Origin of the sequence: Campylobacter sp. CNRCH_2007_0968H (assembly GCF_025773245.1) — a bacterium.
In the GTDB taxonomy this organism is placed as follows: Bacteria; Campylobacterota; Campylobacteria; order Campylobacterales; family Campylobacteraceae; genus Campylobacter_D; species Campylobacter_D lari_D.
In genome coordinates this window covers 1-18,418 of the sequence record NZ_JAKMTQ010000017.1, presented here as the reverse complement: position 1 = coordinate 18,418, position 18,418 = coordinate 1, and the positions used below count along the sequence as shown (strand labels likewise).

The 18,418-nt window shown below is 30.3% G+C and carries 18 protein-coding genes; 13 read left to right on the top strand and 5 right to left on the bottom strand.

The window, feature by feature from the left end:
* Nucleotides 1–71: 71 nt before the first annotated feature.
* Genes L8Y18_RS07900 through lepA form a run of 10 tightly spaced genes read left to right on the top strand, consistent with a single transcriptional unit; the run spans nt 72 to nt 11,636 of the window.
* Nucleotides 72–512, top strand: a complete 441-nt coding sequence (locus tag L8Y18_RS07900) for a c-type cytochrome (RefSeq protein ID WP_412175798.1) — start codon at nt 72–74, stop codon at nt 510–512.
* 13 nt (nt 513–525) lie between these two features.
* The gene (locus tag L8Y18_RS07895) at nt 526–1,638 is read left to right on the top strand and encodes an ABC transporter substrate-binding protein (RefSeq protein ID WP_133319841.1); all 1,113 of its coding nucleotides are present in this window, start codon (nt 526–528) and stop codon (nt 1,636–1,638) included.
* 11 nt (nt 1,639–1,649) lie between these two features.
* Nucleotides 1,650–2,765, top strand: coding sequence for an ABC transporter substrate-binding protein (locus tag L8Y18_RS07890; protein WP_133319840.1), 1,116 nt, complete (start codon nt 1,650–1,652; stop codon nt 2,763–2,765).
* Nucleotides 2,766–2,786: 21 nt separating this feature from the next.
* Nucleotides 2,787–3,683, top strand: a complete 897-nt coding sequence (locus tag L8Y18_RS07885; RefSeq protein WP_220566316.1) for a branched-chain amino acid ABC transporter permease — start codon at nt 2,787–2,789, stop codon at nt 3,681–3,683.
* A gap of 1 nt (nt 3,684) precedes the next feature.
* Nucleotides 3,685–4,716 (top strand): branched-chain amino acid ABC transporter permease, encoded by a 1,032-nt coding sequence (locus tag L8Y18_RS07880; protein ID WP_133319839.1) that lies wholly within the window; start codon nt 3,685–3,687, stop codon nt 4,714–4,716.
* Nucleotides 4,713–5,483, top strand: coding sequence for an ABC transporter ATP-binding protein (locus L8Y18_RS07875; protein WP_133319838.1), 771 nt, complete (start codon nt 4,713–4,715; stop codon nt 5,481–5,483). The genes L8Y18_RS07880 and L8Y18_RS07875 overlap by 4 nt, the downstream gene beginning before the upstream one ends.
* Complete coding sequence (locus L8Y18_RS07870; protein ID WP_133319837.1) at nt 5,470–6,165, top strand: ABC transporter ATP-binding protein; 696 nt, start codon at nt 5,470–5,472, stop codon at nt 6,163–6,165. The genes L8Y18_RS07875 and L8Y18_RS07870 overlap by 14 nt, the downstream gene beginning before the upstream one ends.
* 3 nt (nt 6,166–6,168) lie before the next feature.
* Nucleotides 6,169–9,399: a c-type cytochrome biogenesis protein CcsB gene (ccsB, locus tag L8Y18_RS07865; RefSeq protein ID WP_263676621.1), complete on the top strand. Its 3,231-nt coding sequence runs from the start codon at nt 6,169–6,171 to the stop codon at nt 9,397–9,399.
* 11 nt (nt 9,400–9,410) lie between these two features.
* Nucleotides 9,411–9,836, top strand: coding sequence for a hypothetical protein (locus tag L8Y18_RS07860; protein WP_263659953.1), 426 nt, complete (start codon nt 9,411–9,413; stop codon nt 9,834–9,836).
* A 9-nt stretch (nt 9,837–9,845) separates the two neighbouring features.
* On the top strand, nt 9,846–11,636 hold the full coding sequence (lepA, locus tag L8Y18_RS07855) for a translation elongation factor 4 (RefSeq protein ID WP_263676620.1): 1,791 nt from the start codon (nt 9,846–9,848) through the stop codon (nt 11,634–11,636).
* 30 nt (nt 11,637–11,666) lie between these two features.
* On the opposite strand, the gene L8Y18_RS07850 is transcribed toward lepA, so the two are convergent.
* Nucleotides 11,667–12,287 (bottom strand): hypothetical protein, encoded by a 621-nt coding sequence (locus tag L8Y18_RS07850; protein WP_133319834.1) that lies wholly within the window; start codon nt 12,285–12,287, stop codon nt 11,667–11,669.
* Between the two features lie 269 nt (nt 12,288–12,556).
* Here L8Y18_RS07850 and L8Y18_RS07845 point away from each other — a divergent pair, with 269 nt between their 5' ends.
* Nucleotides 12,557–13,885 carry an MATE family efflux transporter gene (locus L8Y18_RS07845; protein ID WP_263665089.1) on the top strand — a complete coding sequence of 443 codons (1,329 nt, stop codon included), beginning with the start codon at nt 12,557–12,559 and terminating at the stop codon, nt 13,883–13,885.
* On the opposite strand, the gene L8Y18_RS07840 is transcribed toward L8Y18_RS07845, so the two are convergent.
* From L8Y18_RS07840 to thiD, 4 genes are read right to left on the bottom strand one after another with little or no spacing between them, the layout of a single operon-like run.
* A complete protein-coding gene (locus L8Y18_RS07840) occupies nt 13,866–14,507 on the bottom strand; it encodes a uroporphyrinogen-III synthase (RefSeq protein ID WP_318529913.1) in 642 nt (213 codons plus the stop codon). The genes L8Y18_RS07845 and L8Y18_RS07840 overlap by 20 nt on opposite strands.
* Nucleotides 14,504–15,130, bottom strand: a complete 627-nt coding sequence (gene thiE / locus L8Y18_RS07835; RefSeq protein ID WP_220566311.1) for a thiamine phosphate synthase — start codon at nt 15,128–15,130, stop codon at nt 14,504–14,506. Before thiE ends, L8Y18_RS07840 begins: the two co-directional genes overlap by 4 nt.
* A complete protein-coding gene (thiM, locus tag L8Y18_RS07830) occupies nt 15,117–15,899 on the bottom strand; it encodes a hydroxyethylthiazole kinase (RefSeq protein WP_263676618.1) in 783 nt (260 codons plus the stop codon). The genes thiE and thiM overlap by 14 nt, the downstream gene beginning before the upstream one ends.
* A 2-nt stretch (nt 15,900–15,901) precedes the next feature.
* The gene (thiD, locus tag L8Y18_RS07825; RefSeq protein ID WP_263676623.1) at nt 15,902–16,711 is read right to left on the bottom strand and encodes a bifunctional hydroxymethylpyrimidine kinase/phosphomethylpyrimidine kinase; all 810 of its coding nucleotides are present in this window, start codon (nt 16,709–16,711) and stop codon (nt 15,902–15,904) included.
* 209 nt (nt 16,712–16,920) lie between these two features.
* Between thiD and L8Y18_RS07820 the strand changes: the two genes are divergently transcribed.
* A complete protein-coding gene (locus L8Y18_RS07820) occupies nt 16,921–17,382 on the top strand; it encodes a low molecular weight protein-tyrosine-phosphatase (protein WP_263676617.1) in 462 nt (153 codons plus the stop codon).
* A gap of 67 nt (nt 17,383–17,449) precedes the next feature.
* Nucleotides 17,450–18,418 (top strand): PDC sensor domain-containing protein (locus tag L8Y18_RS07815; RefSeq protein WP_263673395.1); only part of this gene is annotated, 969 nt, incomplete at its 3' end.

Here is an 18,418-nt window from a genome sequence, read left to right as displayed (position 1 = left end):
AGTGAGATTGAAATAAAATTGTTTATTTTTTTTAGATATAATCGAGCTTTATTTATATTTAAAAAAGGCATATTATGTTACGCTCATTTATAATTAGTATTTTATTTATAAATTCTTTAATGGCTTTTAATATAAAGTCTTTATTTACTTATACTTTTAATGATAATATTAGCTATGATTTAAAAAAAGCTAAAGAAATATATTTTAAAAACAAATGTAACACCTGTCACGGAGAAAATGGAGAAAAAAATTCTTATGGTAAAAAAGCTATTAAAGATTTAAGCCCAGAAGAAATCAAAGGTACCTTAAAAGACTATGCTAATGGATATTTTAAAGATCAATCAAGCGATAACATTCAAATGAGCATATACGCCAAAAAATTAAGTGGAAGTGATATGGATCACATTATAGCTTACTTAAAGGGGCAAAATTTTTCTATTGAGCTTAATCAAAAAGATCTTTTAGAAGAAGAACCAGCACCAAAAACAAAACATAATACATTTTTAAAATAAAAAAGGAGTTTTCATGAAAAAAAATCTACTGCTAGCTAGCTTGCTTTGTGCTAGTTCAATTTATGCTGCGGAAGTAAAAATAGGAGTTATTTTACCACTTACTGGCGCTTTAGCGGCTTATGGTAATGATGTATATGAAGGTATCAAACTAGCTAATACCTTAAATCCAAATTTAAAAAACGGAGATAATGTTAAAATCATAGCCATAGATACAAAAGGCGATAAAATAGAAGCAGCAAATGCCACCACTAGACTTATCTCTCAAGATAAAGTTTTAGGACTTATAGGTGAAGCTGTTACACCAAATACTATGCAAGTTTTATCTATAGCTGAAGAAAGAAAAATCCCAGTAATAGCCCCTGTTGCTTCAGGCGATAAACTTTTGGATAAAAAAAGCTACGCTAGTAGAGTTTGTTTTATGGATAGCTTCCAAGGAGATAAATTTGCAAACTATGCATACAAAGATTTAAATTTAAAAACTGTAGTTGTAATAGTTGATCAAAGCAATGTGTATTCACTAGGCTTAGCAAGAGCCTTTGAAAAAGAATTTAAACAAAATGGCGGGAAAATACTTAAAAAATTAACCATCTCATCGGGCGATAAAGACTTTAAAGCTATTGTTTCACAACTTAAAAGTATCAATCCTGACTTTGTTTATATGCCAATTTACCATCCAGAAGCAGCTTTAATAGCAAGACAAGCAAAAGCAGTTGGTTTTAATAAACTTTTAAGTGCAGGTGATGGGGTAAATAATAAAACATTTATTGAACTTGGGGGTGATGCCGTAAATGGAGTAATCTTTACCGATAGTTTTGACTATAACAATCCACCAACAACTTTGTCTAAAAATTTCATCAATGCTTATGAAAAAGATCATGGCACCAAAGAGCTTCCAGCATTTTCTGCTATGGGAGCTGATGCTTATTATGTGATGGTAAATGCAATGAATGAATGTGCTAATAATCTTAACGCACAATGCATTAATGAAAAAATTCATTCTACTAATAATTTTGAAGGCGTAGGTGGAGTTATAAGCATAGATGCTAGTGGCAATGCAAGTCGTTCTGTAGTTATAAAAGAAATACAAGAACAAAAACAAGTTTATAAAACTATTATTAATCCTTGAAAGGTTAAACTATGAAAAAAATTAGTATAGCTATATTGTCTATCATAGCTTGTAATATCATACAGGCAAAAGAAATTAACATTGGCGTAGTTTTACCTCTAACAGGATCTACTGCAGCTTATGGTCAAAGTGCTTTAGATGGAGTGAAAATTGCAAATTCTATGAAAAATACTTTAAGTAATGGCGATAAGGTAAATCTTGTTGTAGTAGATACAAAAGGTGACAAAATAGAAAGTGCAAATGCTAGCACAAGATTAATTTCGCAAAATAAAGCTTATGCACTTATTGGAGAAATGCTAACAGCTAATACTTTACAAGTGATAAGAATTGGCGAGGAAAAAAAGATACCAGTGGTTGCTCCTGCAGCTACTGCTGATAAAATTTTAAATAAAAAATTATATGCCAGTAGAGTTTGTTTTATGGATAGTTTTCAAGGCTCATCTTTGGCTAATTATGTAAAAAATAAGTTAAATTACACTAAAGCTGTGATTATCAGCGATCAAAGCGCAGATTATTCTTTGGGTTTAACTAGGGCCTTTGAAAAAGAATTTAGCAAACAAGGTGGAAAAATTTTAGATAAATTTAGAATTACAGCAGGCGATAAAGATTTTAAAGCTATACTTTCTCAAGTTAAAAATTTAAAACCTGATTTTATTTATCTTCCAGTATATTATACTGAGGCTTCTTTATTCGCACGCCAAGCAAAAGCAATGGGTGTTAATATTCCTATGGGTTCGGCAGATGGAGTTGCCGATGAAACTTTTATTAATCTAGCTCAAGATGCAGCAGAAGGATATTTATTTACAGATAGTTTTGATTATAATAACCCTCCAACACAGCTTTCAAAAGACTTTATATTAGCCTATGAAAAAGAAAAACAAAGCAAAGAAGTTCCAAATTTTACAGCTATGGGTGCAGATGCATATTTTGTAATCTTTGAAGCTATGCAAAAATGCGTTAATGATTTCAATAGTGAATGTATCAACAGCAACATTCATGCTACTTCTAAATTTGAAGGTGTTAGCGGGGTGATCAGTATAGACAAAACAGGTAATGCCACGCGCTCAATTGTTATAAAATCAATAGAGAATCAAAAACAAGTTTATAAAGACTCGATTCTACCATAAATAAAAATTTTAAGAGGTTCAATGGATAGTTCTTTAATTTTACAGCAAATTATAAATGGATTTAGTTTAGGCAGTATGTATGCACTTATCGCCATAGGCTATACAATGGTTTACGGTGTTTTAAGACTGATTAATTTCGCACATGGTGATATTATGATGGTGGGTGCATACTCGGCTTTATTTTGTGTTACAAGTATGAATGTGCCTTTTTTAGGCGCTCTTTCTTTAGCTATGTTATTTGCGGCAGCCTTAGGTATAGCTATTGATAGGGTAGCTTATAAACCTCTAAGAAAAGCACCTAGAATTTCTTTACTCATCACAGCCATAGGTATAAGTTTTTTAATACAAAATGTATTTAATGTTTTATTTGGCTCAACACCAAAGTATTTTCCTGTGCCAAGTTATCTTGAAACAGTGATTAATTTTAATAATATCAGCATTAGTGTTAATAGTATTTTAGTGCCTATTTTGACATTTTTTATATTATTAGTGGTTTTATTCATACTTTATAAAAGCAAATATGGCATTGCTATTAGGGCTTTAGCTTTTGATATTCATACTGTAAATTTAATGGGAATTGATGCAAATCGTATTATCGCTATTGTATTTGCACTAGGTTCAGCTTTAGCTGCTATTGGTGGTATTTTTTGGGCTGTTAGTTATCCTTCTGTTGAACCTAGCATGGGAACTCTTATAGGACTTAAGGCCTTTGGCGCTGCTGTTTTAGGTGGTATTGGTTCTGTTGCCGGAGCAGTTTTAGGTGGTTTGATTATAGGTTTTACAGAGGTTGTTGTTGTTGCTATTTTCCCTGATCTTTCTGGTTTTAAAGATGCATTTGCATTTATCTTTTTGGTATTAATTTTACTTTTTAAACCAACTGGAATTTTGGGTATTAATTTTGAAAAAAGTAGGTTTTAAAATGATTGCAAGAAAAATTACACATTTAAGTTTCTTTATTATAGCGCTTGCTTTTCTTTTTATATCTCCTTATTTTTTTAACGATTATAAAATAGGAATTTTAAGCAATATTGCTATTTTTGTAATCTTAGCGGTAAGTTATAATCTTATCAATGGGGTTACAGGACAATTTTCATTAGAGCCAAATGGTTTTGTAGCTATAGGAGCTTATGTTGCAGCCTTAGTTTTACTTACAAGTGAAAGCAAAATCGATCAGTTTTCTTTAGAGGATCCAAGTAGTTTTATTTTGATGATTCATTCGCCAAGCTTTATTGTAGCTTTACTTGCTGCTGGGGTTTGTGCTATGCTTTTATCTTTAGTTTTAGCCTTTGCAGTATTTAGAGTTAGAGGAGATTATTTAGCTATTGTAACACTAGGCTTTGGAATTATTATCAAGCTTATGGCAATTAACTTTGCTTCTGTTACAAATGGCTCTTTGGGCTTAAACGATATTCCTAAACATACTACCTTATACTGGAGTGGTGGGATTGCTATATTTTCTGTTATTATCATCTTAAATATTGTTAGTTCAAAATTTGGTAGAGCCATGAAAGCTGTAAGAGATGATGAAGATGCAGCATTAGCAATGGGTATTAACACTTTTAATATTAAAACCTTAGCTTTTAGCACTTCAGCATTTTTAGAAGGTGTTGGAGGAGGCTTATTAGCTTGCGCACTAGCTTCAGTTTCACCTGAACAATTTGACTTTTTATTTACTTTTCAGCTTTTAATCATCATTGTTTTAGGCGGCTTAGGTTCAACTACTGGTGCTATCATAGGAGCTATTTTAGTAATAGGTGGAAGTGAGTATTTAAGATTTTTAGATGAGAGTATGAATATTTTTGGTTATGAAACTCCTGCCATGCCTGGTCTTAGAATGGTTGTGTTTTCTGTTATATTGATTTTAGTAATGCTTTTTGCAAGAAGAGGAATAATGGGTGATAAAGAATTAACAGATATTTTATTTAAGTTTTCTAAAAGGAATAAAAAATGATTTTAGAGCTTAAAAAAATCCATAAAAATTTTGGTGGAGTTAGTGCTATAGCAAATACTTCTTTTACTATAAAAGAAAGCGAAATTTTTGGACTTATAGGTCCAAATGGTGCAGGAAAAACGACACTATTTAATATTATTACAGGAAATTATAAACCAAGCAGTGGAGAAGTATTTTTTCTAGGAAAAAAGATTGACCATTTAAAGCCGCACAAAATAGTTCATCTAGGCATAGCAAGAACTTTTCAGAATATTAGACTTTTTTCTAGCATGAGTGTTTTAGAAAATGTATTAATTGGTTTTGATAAGAGTATTAAATATAATATTTTTGAAGCTTTTTTACATTTGGGAAGATTCTCCAAAGCAGAAAAAAATGCAAAAAAAGCAGCTTATGAAATTTTAGAACAACTCAATATTGCTCATTTGGCTGATGAAAGGGCCACTAGTTTAAGTTATGGACAACAAAGAAAAGTTGAAATAGCAAGAGCTTTAGCAACAAACCCTAAACTTTTATTGCTAGATGAACCAGCAGCAGGTATGAATTCAACAGAAAGCGATGATTTAGCTGAATTGATTTTTGATATAAGAAATAATAAAAAAATCAGCGTTTTGCTTATTGAGCATGATATGAAATTTGTAAATAAGCTTTGCGATAGGGTTATGGTGCTTGATTATGGTAAGACTATTTTTGAAGGAAAGCCAAGTGATGCTGTTCAAAATCCTGAAGTAATTAGTGCATATTTGGGAGATTTTAATGCTAGTAGTTAAAGATTTACATGTTTATTATGGCTTAATAGAAGCTGTTAAAGGTATAGATTTCACCATAAAAACAGGAAGTATAGTTAGCTTGATAGGCTCAAATGGTGCAGGAAAAACATCAACACTTAATGCAATGCTAAATTGTGTTAAAAAAACTGGTGAAGTAAGTTTTTTAGGTTATGACACTCAAAGACATTTACCTCATACTTTAGTACAAAAAGGTATAGCATTGGTACCTGAAGGAAGAAGAGTTTTTATAAATCTCACTATAGAAGAAAATTTAAAAATTGGTGCTTTTAATAATGCAGAAAACTATGAACATTTGAAAAATCAAATGTATAGACTTTTCCCAAGATTAAAAGATAAAAAAAATGCATTAGCGGGAACTCTAAGCGGTGGAGAAGCTCAAATGCTAGCTATTTCAAGAGCTCTTATGAGTGAGCCAAAACTTTTAATGCTAGATGAACCTTCGCTAGGACTTGCTCCAAAAATAGTTGGAGAGGTTTTTGATATTATAGTCAAATTAAAAGAAGAAGGTATTACTATTTTACTAGTGGAACAAAATGCATTTTCAGCTTTAAAAATCAGCGATTATGCTTATGTTCTAGAAAATGGTAAAATCGCTATGCATGCACCTGCAAAAGATCTTATCGGTAATGATGAGATTAGAAAAAAATACCTTGGAGCTTAAATCATGAGAAGACAACTTTTAGCTTTTGGGGATATAAAAATTTCTATTTTTTTATTTTTAATTTTTGCCCTATTTTGCGCTCTAGCTACTTTTATAGAAAGTGCTTACAATACTCCAACAGCATGGGCCATGATATATGGAACATCTTGGTTTGGCTTTATACAGCTCATATTAGGAATCAATCTTTTAACGGCTCTTTTTAAATATAAAATGTTTAACAAAAGAAAAATACCGCTTTTAATCTTTCATATCTCATTTTTATTTATATTACTAGGCTCGGCTATGACTAGATATATGGGATTTGAAGGAAATTTACACATTAGAGAAAACGAAAAAAATAATATCATTGAAACCTCAAAAAGTTATATCTACATAGCAACCTTAAAAGATGATAAAGTATATAGTGCTGCAAAATCTGAATATATTGCCACTTTACCTTTTGTAAATGATTTTTCATTTGATTTAATACTACCCGATGAAAAGGCTCAAATTTCATATGAAAATTTGATTTTAGATGCAAAAGAAATTTATATCGATGATAACAACTCTGCTCCTCTTTTATCTTTAATGCTTTCACAAAATAACGAATCTAAAGAATTGCTTTTTCAAGCAGGGGATATAAAAAATATCAATGGTGTCAATATAGCATTTTTAAACGACTCTGCTCCAAGTCCTTATATAAAAATTGATAAAGATCTAAAGCTTAGTGCTGATTTTGATTTAAAATACATGTCAATGAGTGATGGTAAAGAAAACATTTTAAAAGCAAATCAAAAAGCACAAGCTAAAGATTTAAGATTATATTCTTTTAATGATATTAATTTAGTGGTAAAATTTGCTTCTTTACATGGTAAAAAAACCTTAGAAGGTATTAATCAAGCTCAAGATGAAAGCTTTTTTACTTGGTTTAAAAATAGTTGGATAGAGCTAGGACGCAATGCTTTGATTTCTTTATTTGGTGAGGCAAAATACTGGAATAATTCTTTATTAAATAATTTCAAAGACTTTGCACAAAGCACTAAATATATGCCAACTCAACTTTCAGAAAATGCTATTAATGCTTTAAAATTAAAATTAAGCTATAAAGGAGAATCTAAAGAAGTTTTCCTAGTAGAATACAACTCGCCTATCCGTATTGATGTAGCAGGTCAACCTTTCTTTTTAAGATGGGGTCCTAAAGGAATAGAAATGCCATTTGAAATGTACTTAAAAGACTTTGAACTAGAACGCTATCCTGGTTCGATGTCGCCTATGTCTTATGCAAGTTATGTGGAAATTGATAATGCCGAACAAAAATTAGAATATAAGATTTTTATGAATAATGTTTTAGATTATCAAGGTTATAGATTTTACCAAAGTTCTTATGATCAAGATGAGCTTGGCACCATACTTTCAGTTAATAAAGATCCAGGTAAAATTCCTACATATATTGGATATTTTTTACTTACATTAGGAATGTTTTTAAATATTTTAAATCCTCATTCAAGATTTAGGACTTTAGCTAAATTAATCAATCAAGACACCTTGAAAAAAACAAGTGCGATATTGACATTTATATTAGTTTTTTTTGCAAGCCAAAATACTTATGCAAATGAACCCATCAAGGTAGATGAAACACATGCTAAAGAACTTGCTTCTTTGGTAGTGCAAAAACCTGATGGTAGAATGGTTCCTTTTAATACTTTAGCTATGGAAGTTTTAGAAAAAATATACAAAAACACAACCTTTCAAGGCCAAAGTGCCGAAGCAACTATCATATCAATGATTTTTGATGGCAGTGCATGGTATGATAAAGATATTATATTTATGCCAACAAGTCGCTTGGTTAATGAAGAAATTTCTAAAATTTTAGGTATTGAACCTAGAGCTTATACTAGTTTTAAAGATTTTTTCACTACAGATGCTTATAAGCTACAAAAATATGTAGAAAATGCTAATAGAAAAAATCCAAATCGTAGAAGTGTTTTTGATAAAGAAATAATCAAGCTTGATGAAAGAGTAAATATTGTAAATTTAATTTTTTCAGGAGATATTTTTAAATTTATTCCACTACAAAATAGCACCAATAATCAATGGGTGGCACCACGCGAAGCATATATAGGATTAAAAGGCGAAGAAGGTAAAGAAGTAAGAAGCATTTTAGAAAATTATTTCAATGCAGTTAGTAATTCTATTGTACATAACAACTGGGATGAAGCAACTAAAAATTTAAATATTATCAAAAATTACCAAGAAAAATACGGGCATGAAGTTATGCCAAGTGCTAAAAAAATTAATACAGAAATCTTTTTCAACAAAAGTCAAATTTTTGTAAATCTTGCTCCGCTTTATTTATGCGCTGGATTTTTACTTTTGATTATAGTTTTTGTTAAAATGCTCCTGTCAAAAATTCGCATTGATTTTATATTTAAATGTGTTTATGTGTTTAACATTGTGGCATTTTTCATCCATACTCTAGGTTTGGCTTTGCGTTGGTATATAGCAGGTCGCGCTCCATGGAGTAATGCATATGAGAGCATGGTTTATATAGCTTGGGCTTTATCATTATCTGGAATTTTCTTTTCAAGAAAAAGCCCTATTGCACTTTCTTTAACCTCTATTTTAGCAGGAGTTACTTTAGGTGTGGCTCATCTTAGCCAAATGGATCCGCAAATTACCAATTTAGTTCCTGTGTTGCAATCTTATTGGCTAACAATACATGTTTCGGTTATTACTGCTAGCTATGGATTTTTAGGATTATGTGCATTGTTGGGTATATTTGTACTTATTTTATTATGTATGCTAAAAATCAATGGCAAACATAATGAAAACATTTTAAGAAATATTACAGAAGCAACAAGAATCAACGAAATGGCTATGATTTTAGGACTTTGCTTGCTTACAGTTGGAAATTTCTTAGGTGCTATATGGGCAAATGAAAGTTGGGGAAGATATTGGAGTTGGGACTCTAAAGAAACTTGGGCTTTAATTAGTATTTTAGTTTATGCAGCTATTTTGCACATTAGAATGGTACCAAAATGGGCAAATCAATACATTTTTGCAGTTTGCTCCATGTTTGCGTATTGGGTAATTATCATGACTTATTTTGGTGTAAATTACTTTTTAACTGGTATGCATTCTTATGCAGCAGGAGATTCTGTGAAAATTCCTGATTATGTGTATTGGGGATTTTTATTTATGGTAGCATTAAGCTTAGCAAGTTATTTTAAAAGATCTTATGCAACAAAATTATAGGAAAGTTTTACATGAATAATTCTCTTTTTATTTTTTTAGTTATAGCTTTAGTGATAATTATCATACTTGGAATTCTTTTGGTATTATTTTTCATGCACAAAGAAAAACAACCAAGCAAATCAAATCCAGCTAAAACTCCAAAAATAAGCAATATAGAAGATTTTATATCTAAAGCAAATAATGCAAACAACTCTCAAGAAATTCAAGCCTTAATTTTGCAATTTTTAAATTCACAAAAACTAGGATCTAATCCAAAAGACAGCGCCACTAAAAGAAAACTTGATTTCATTAGTGCTATTTCAGCCAATGCTAATGCTACTCCTAAAAACATTTCATTTTTAAACAATGAGCTAAAAAAAAGATATAAAGCTTTGAAAAAAGAAATTGATGCTTATGAGCAAATAGGCCTAGCAAAAAGAAAAATGAGACAATCTTAAGGTTTTTTGATGAAAAATATTAGAAATTTCTCTATTATAGCTCATATTGATCATGGTAAAAGCACATTAGCTGATAGAATTATCAGCGAATGCGGAGCAATTAGCGATAGACAAATGAGCGCCCAAGTAATGGATACTATGGATATAGAAAAAGAGCGTGGTATAACTATAAAAGCTCAATCTGTGCGTTTAAATTATAAATTCAACAATGAAGAATATGTATTAAATTTAATAGACACTCCAGGCCATGTTGATTTTTCCTATGAAGTAAGTCGTTCTTTGGCAAGTTGCGAAGGGGCTTTACTTGTTGTTGATGCTTCTCAAGGAGTAGAGGCTCAAACTATAGCCAATGTTTATATAGCCTTAGAAAATGATCTTGAAATCATACCAGTGATTAATAAAATTGATCTTCCTTCGGCTGATATTGAAAAGGTTAAACACGAAATAGAGCATATTATAGGAATTGATTGCTCTAATGCAATTTGTGTTAGCGCAAAAACAGGTGTAGGTATAAAAGAACTCATAGAAACTATCATCACAAAAATTCCTGCGCCAAAAACTGATGATGAAGCACCTACTAAAGCTTTAATTTATGATTCTTGGTTTGATAATTATCTTGGAGCTTTGGCTTTAGTTAGAATTTATGAGGGAAATATTGCCAAAAATGATGAAGTTTCAGTTATGAGTACAGATAAAAAACATCTCGTGCAAGATCTTTTCTATCCTCATCCATTAAGCCCTATAAAAACTAAAAAATTAGAATCAGGTGAAGTGGGTGTTATCGTGCTTGGACTTAAAAATGTCGCCGATGTTCAAGTAGGTGACACCATAACACTAACTAAAAATAAAGCAAAAGAAGCCATTGGTGGTTTTGAAAAAGCCAAAGCTTTTGTTTTTGCAGGATTATATCCTATAGAAACGGATAAATTTGAAGATTTAAGAGATGCTTTAGATAAATTAAAACTTAATGATAGCTCTATCACCTACGAACCTGAAACTTCATTAGCTTTAGGGTTTGGTTTTAGAGTTGGTTTTTTAGGTCTTTTGCATATGGAGGTTATTAAAGAAAGACTTGAGCGTGAGTTTAACCTTGATTTAATTGCTACTGCTCCAACTGTTACTTATGAAATTTATCAAACCGATGGAGAAGTTTTAAAAATTCAAAATCCAAGCGAACTACCTCCGGTAAATAAAATCGATCATATAAAAGAACCTTATGTAAAAGCAACTATCATAACTCCAAGCGAATACCTAGGGAATTTAATCACTCTTTTAAATCGCAAACGCGGTATGCAAGTTAAGATGGATTATATCACTCCTGAGCGCGTTTTACTTGAGTATGATATACCTTTAAACGAAATCGTTATGGACTTTTACGATAAACTTAAATCACTTACCAAAGGCTATGCTAGTTTTGATTATGAGCCTATTGAATTTAGAGTGGGAGATCTTGTAAAACTTGATATTAAAGTAGCTGGTGAAAATGTCGATGCACTAAGCATCATAGTGCCAAATGAAAAAGCACTAAGCAAGGCTAGAGAGCTTGTAAAAGCGATGAAAGAAATCGTCCCAAGACAGCTTTTTGAAGTTGCTATCCAAGCAAGCATAGGAAATAAAATTATCGCAAGAGAAAATGTAAAATCCATGGGTAAAAATGTAACCGCAAAATGTTATGGTGGGGATATTACTAGAAAAAGAAAACTTCTTGAAAAACAAAAAGAAGGTAAAAAAAGAATGAAAGCTATTGGTAAGGTGCATTTACCTCAAGAAGCATTTTTAAGTGTTTTAAAAATAGACTAAATCCCTAGTTTATGTACTAGGGATATAAATTTATGCATTGATATCTAAAGAATTTCCACCCATTTCATTAATTTTTTGAGTTACTGTTTCAATAGCTTTATCAATTGTCTCATAGCTGATATCAGGAAGTTTGCCACCCCACATTTTTTCCGCTTGTGCAAATCCTGCTTTTAGACCCTCTAAACCTTTTTGAAGTTTTTCCATGTCTTCACCAGCCCCGTTAATAACAAAATCAGCCAATCTTTGAGATGTTTTTGCTACACCAAAATATCCATCTTCCCCAATAAGCTCTTTTGCTTCATCAGCATTTAAACTAAGTATATCTTTACCTTCATATCCTATAGCTTTAAAATCTACATTTGATAAAATAGCTGTTAAAGAATCCTTAGATTGAGCTCCTTGAAAAATCCCTGCCTGAGATAGACCATTGGATGAACTCATGCTAAATACTTGCTGCATAAAATTCATAGCATAAAGCTCGGTTATGCCTTTTCCTCCCATACTAGCAAGCTTACTAAGCTTATCCTCATCTATATCTTTTGTGCTATTAGCACTTTTAGTATTGGCATCTTCAAGTTTTGTATTCAAATTAGCCTTCCTATTGCTAACTTGCGACTCTACTGCCACGCGTGAATACGAATTTATTTGCATCCTTGCTCCTTTTTTTGTGGGTTTATAAAAATCGTCTAAAAAAAATTAAAATTTACATTAAGAAATTTATAATTACAGCTTAAATATAATGCCAAATATTTATTATATTTTTAAAATTTGGGTGATATAAATGTTTTTCAAAGATTTTTTCATTATCATTGTTGATCCATATTTTAAAGATATTATAGAAGGTATAGAATCTCTTTATTAAATTTATTTTATCTATAAAATTTTAAATAAAATAATTTTTAATAAGGAAAGCTATGTCAATACATAATTTTTACACTACATTAAATCCTACCAAACTATTTATAAAATGTGCTTTGCCAAACATAGCTAGCATGGCTTTTATTTATCTTTATGTGATTATTGATGGAATTTTTGTTGGAAGATATTTAGGTTCAGATGCGCTTGCTGCTATGAATTTAATGATGCCTTTTATCATGATAAGTTTTGCTCTAGCTGATATGATAGCCATAGGTTCATCAGTGCAAATAGCAATTAATCTAGGTAAAGGAAAAATTGAAAAAGCAAGAGCTATTTTTTCTTTTTGTATAGTTCTTATTTTTGCAATTTCTTGTTTAATGGGAATTTTAGGATTTTTTCTAGCAAAAACATTAAGTGTTTTTATGGGAGCTAATGAGAATATTCAAAGTTTATCTACTGAATATATGCAAATTTTTGCTACTTTTGCTCCCTTTATTATGCTAGCTTTTGCTATGGATAATTATCTTAGGATTTGTGGAAAAACTTTTTATAGCATGATAGTTAATATCATTACTGCTTTGAGCAATATTTTTCTTGATTGGCTTTTTATAGTGGTTTTTGATTGGGGACTTTTTTCAGCAGCTTTAGCAACTTGCATAGGTATGTTTTTAGGAAGCATTTTAGGGATATTACCTTTTGTTTTTAAAGATTTAACTTTAAAATTTAAAAAACCAATAATCAAGCTGCAAATACTAAAAAATATACTCTATAATGGCTCATCTGAATTTTTTTCTAATATTTCTAGCTCTTTTTATACCATCTTAGCTAATGCTTTCTTGCTTAAACTTTCTGGAAGTACAGCTGTTGCAGCATTTTCTGTGATTTTATATCTTAGTACTTTTGTTTTCATGCTAGTTTTGGCCATGTGTGATGCTATGCAACCTGCATTAAGTTATAATTATGGACACAAAAATATTGCAAGAATTCAAGCTATTTTTAAAAGAATGTTTTTTGCTTCTTGGGGTGTAAGCACAATAGTGTTTTTATTTGTTTATTTTTTCAATAACCTTATAGTAAGTGTTTTTAACAAAGATAACAACCAAGATTTTATCCATATAGCACAAAATGCCTTAATATTTTTTTCTTTTTCTTTTTTATTTTCTTGGTTTGGAAAACTCTGCGCTTCATTTTTCACAGCACTTGATAAACCCTTACTTTCTTTAGGAATTTCTATTTCCCAAAGTCTTATTTTCCCATTTTTATCCTTATTTATACTAACGCAATTTTTAGGAGTAAATGGAGTTTGGCTAGCCACTTTAGTGGGTGATATTTGTATGATTTTTATTGCCTCATTTTTATTATATAAAACTTTTAAAAATCTAAACTCTTAGCTAATTTTAAACAAGAGTTTAGATTTTGTTCTTTACATATATATAAATTTTTAAAATTACGAAGTTTTAAAGCTGTACTTTGACCTATAACTACAACTTTATCTTCTTTTTCTAATGCAAAAAATTTCAAAAATTGCTCCATGCTTGATGGAGCGCTAAAGATAAAAACACTTGGATGATGTATTTTTAACTCATCTTTTTTAGGCTCTATGGCTATATTTTCATAAACGATTAATTGTTTTAAAAGGATATTTTCTTTCAGTAAATACTCATCAAGACCTGAACTAATTTTCTTCGCTCTTAAATAAAGACATTTTTTATTTTTAAACTCAAATAAAAACTCACTAGCTAAATTTTTACCATAAGCCTTGCTAGGATATTTGACATTTTTAAAGCCAAGCTCTTTTGCAAAATCAGCACTTTTTTCTCCCACAGCATAAAGTTTAATATTAAAATCAATTTTGTTTTTACTTGACATTAATGCTTTTAATGCATTCTTGGAGCTAATGATTAAACAATCAAATTCCTTTAAATTAACTTCAAAATCAAGAAATTTAATTTCATTTAATCTTATAGTCTTAACACCATCAAATTCTTTATCCCCTATAAAATAAATCATTATTTTCCTATAAAAGTTTTATCAAAATTTGATCTTAAATTTAAAGTTGCTATATAAGGATCATTTGCTTGCATTATCGCTCTAACCACAGCTATACCTTGTATATTACAATCTTTAAGCAAATTTAAATTAACTTCATCTATCCCACCTATAGCCACAATAGGTAAAGAAGCTAAACTAGCAATTTCTTTTAATCCATCTATGCCAAGCACAACACAATCTTGCTTGCTAGGCGTAGTAAAAACAGCCCCCACTCCAAGATAAGTAGCACCTTGAGTATTAATAAGATCATTTTTATGATTGATCGTAAGCCCTATGATTTTTTCTTCGCCTAAAAGCTCCCTTGCTTTTTTTAAAGGCATATCCTTTTGTCCTATATGCACTCCATTTGCATTCACAGCCATGGCTATATCGATTCTATCATTTATCACAAAAGGTGTGTTGTATTTTTCACACAAAGCTTTAACTTTTAAAGCAAGATTATAAAATTCTAAAGTACTAAGATTTTTCTCTCTAAGTTGTAAAATATCAATCTTAGCTTTCAAAGAAGCTTCTAAAATATTTAAAAACTCGCTTTCGCTTTTTTCACCCTTGCTTGCGACAAGATAAATTTTAAATGATTTCATATTTGGCTCTTTTTTTAATTTCTTCATCATCTAAATTACTTAAAGCATCGATTAAATTCACTCTAAAACTACCACTTCCACTAGAAAGCTCTTGAGCGATTTCGCTAGCTATGCCAAAACTAAGCAAAGCATATAAACTAGCCTGAAATTTATCTTCTAACGCTCCTGCAAAAACTCCACACAAAGAAGCACACATACAACCTGCTCCAGTTATCTTAGTAGCCATGATTGAGCCATTATAAATTTTAGCAATATGCTCTTGATTTATAATATAATCAATTTTTCCAGTTATAGCCAAAACACGCTTGGTTTTATAAGAGTATTCTTTAGCTTTTTCTAAAAACTCATTATCGATTACAAAAGTACTATCAACCCCTCTTGCTTTACCATCTAAACCTATAACACTAGCCATTTCAGATGCATTTGCCTTAACAATACTAATACCTTTTAGATTAAGTAATTCAAAATTAATCCCATCTCTTGCCTTACTCACACCCAAAGCAACAGGATCAAAAACTATAGGTTTATTTAATAAAGCATATTCTTTAGTTGCTTTTAACATAGAATTTGCTATAAGTTGATTAATCGTACCTGTGTTTAATACTAAGGCTGAACTTATTCTAGCAAAATCAGCTTGCTCTTCATAAAAATCAGCCATAGCAGCACTTGCTCCCATTGCTATAGTTACATTTGCGCAATCATTAGCTGTAACATAATTAGTAATATGATGAATCAAAGGATTTTTTTCTCTTACTGCTTTAATAATCATTTTTACTCCTTGTCATATTGAAAAAAATGATTAGTCGGGCCACAACCTTTTCCAAGTGCTAAAGAATTTAATATAGCTCCATACACATAATCTTTAGCAAGTTTTATAGCTTTATGTTTTTCTTTACCTAAGGCAAGATTACTAGCTATAGCTGAACTTAATGTACAACCTGTGCCGTGTGTATTTTTTGTATTAATTTTTTCTGCTTTAAAAATACTAAATTCCTTTCCATCATAAAAAATATCATTGGTATTATATTTACTATGTCCACCTTTAATCAAAACACTTTTTGCACCTTCTTTGTGAAGTTTTATAGCGGCTTTTTTCATATCCTCATCATTAAGTATTTTAAAATCACACAAAAACTCAGCCTCGGGAATATTTGGAGTAAGTACATCAGCTAAAGATAAAATTTCATCTTTAAAAAACTGACAATTTTCTAAAGGCATTAAAGCATAGCCATTTTTTGCAAACATCACAGGATCGATCACTACATTTTTAGCTTTAAAGCGCAATAAATTTTCTTTTACACAAATTATAATTTCCTTTGAACCTAGCATTCCAATTTTTACAGCAGCTGGCTCTATGTCTTCATAAACTGCTAGCATTTGCTCATCTATTATCTTAGTGGGTATATCAAAACAAGAAATCACCCTTGCAGTATTTTCAGCCACAACGCTTAAAACTACACTCATACCAAATAAATTATGAGCGCTAAAAGTTTTTAAATCAGCTTGTATGCCAGCTCCACCACTACAATCACTTCCTGCTATAGTTAAGATAGGAATTTTAGTTTTTGTTTTTGCTTGTATCATTTTTATCCTTTTTTTATAAAAAAGGAAAGTTTTTGCAAGAATTCAAAGTTTGCATTACCAAACTTCTCAAGGGTCGAAGTTATACTTCCTCTCAGCAAAAGCTCCCCATTAATGAAAAATTATATCTTAGTTTTAATTAATCTTTAAAAATATTTTGAAATACTGCTATAATTTTGAAAAAACTACACAAAAATAAAAGGAAAAATATGACTAAAATTATTTTTGTTTGTTTAGGCAATATTTGTCGTTCTCCCATGGCCGAATTTATTATGAAGGATCTTTTAACAAAAGCAAATTTAAATAATGAATTTATTATTTCTAGTGCAGGTACTTCAGGTTACCACGATGGGGAGGATATGCATTATAAAACTAAAGCTTTATTAGATAACAAAAATATAAATTCTAAGCCATTTTGCAGTAAAAAACTAAATTTAAAAATGTGCGAGGATAATGATTTAATTATCGTAATGGATAATTCTAATTATAATGATATAGTTAAAAATTTTCCAAATGCAAAACATAAAATTCATAAAATCACTTCTTTTGCCTTAGAATTAGGATATGACGAAGTACCTGATCCTTGGTATAATGGGAACTTTGATGAGACTTATTTAATCCTTTCGCAAGCATGTGAAAATATATTCAATCTACTCAAAAAATATTTTTAAATTTAAAAAATATTTATTATTTTTTTAATATAATTTCTACTTTTAAAAATTACTGAAAGGTTATTTGATGAAAAGTATTAAACTTAAAGTTTCACTAATAGCAAACGCTATTGCTATTTGTTGTTTATTGATTTTAGGAATTGTAACATTTATTTTTGTAAAACAATCTCTTTTTAATGAGGTTGTTAATTCAGAAAAAAATCGTTTAATTTTTACCAGCAATCTTGTAGAAGATTTTAGACAAAACACATCTAAATCTTTAATAGAACTCTCAGAAACCATTCTTAGACACCCATATTCAAACCTTAATTCTCAAGATGCATTAGCTAAAAATGTTGGTGTTCAACTAAAAGCATTTAGAGATGCAGGAAATTATCTAGCTGTATATATTGCTCAACCAAATGGAGAGTTAGTTGTAAGCGATACAGACAGCGATAGCAAAAATCTTGATTACGGTTTTTATGGTAAAGCTGATGGTTACGATGCAACAACAAGAGAATATTATATAGAAGCAAAAAAGAAAAACACTTTGTTTATAACCGACTCTTATATAGATGCTACTACAGGATTGCCTTGTTTCACTTATGCTCTACCTTTATTGAAAGATGGGAAATTTATTGGTATTTTAGCCATTGATGTCTTAGTTAAAGACTTAATAGAAAATTTGAAAAAAATGCCAGGAGATTCATTTGTATATGACAAAAATCACTTTGCATTTGCATCTACAAATGAAAATTATAATTCAAATCATCCAAATATTACAATAGTAGCCAATGCATTTGCAAAATCAAACAACGGGGAACCATTTTTTTACACTAGTAAAGAAGGTAATGAAAGACTTGGTTTGTGCAATACAACAAATGATTATACAGTATGTAATATTGCCTATGTTGATACCATAAACCATTCAAGTGAAAAAATTGCCCATGTTCAAGCTATAATTGTAATTTTCACAAGTATATTAAGTATTGCCTTACTTTACTTCATCATATCTTATTACCTTTCTCCACTTCAAAAAATCCAAACCGGCCTTAAC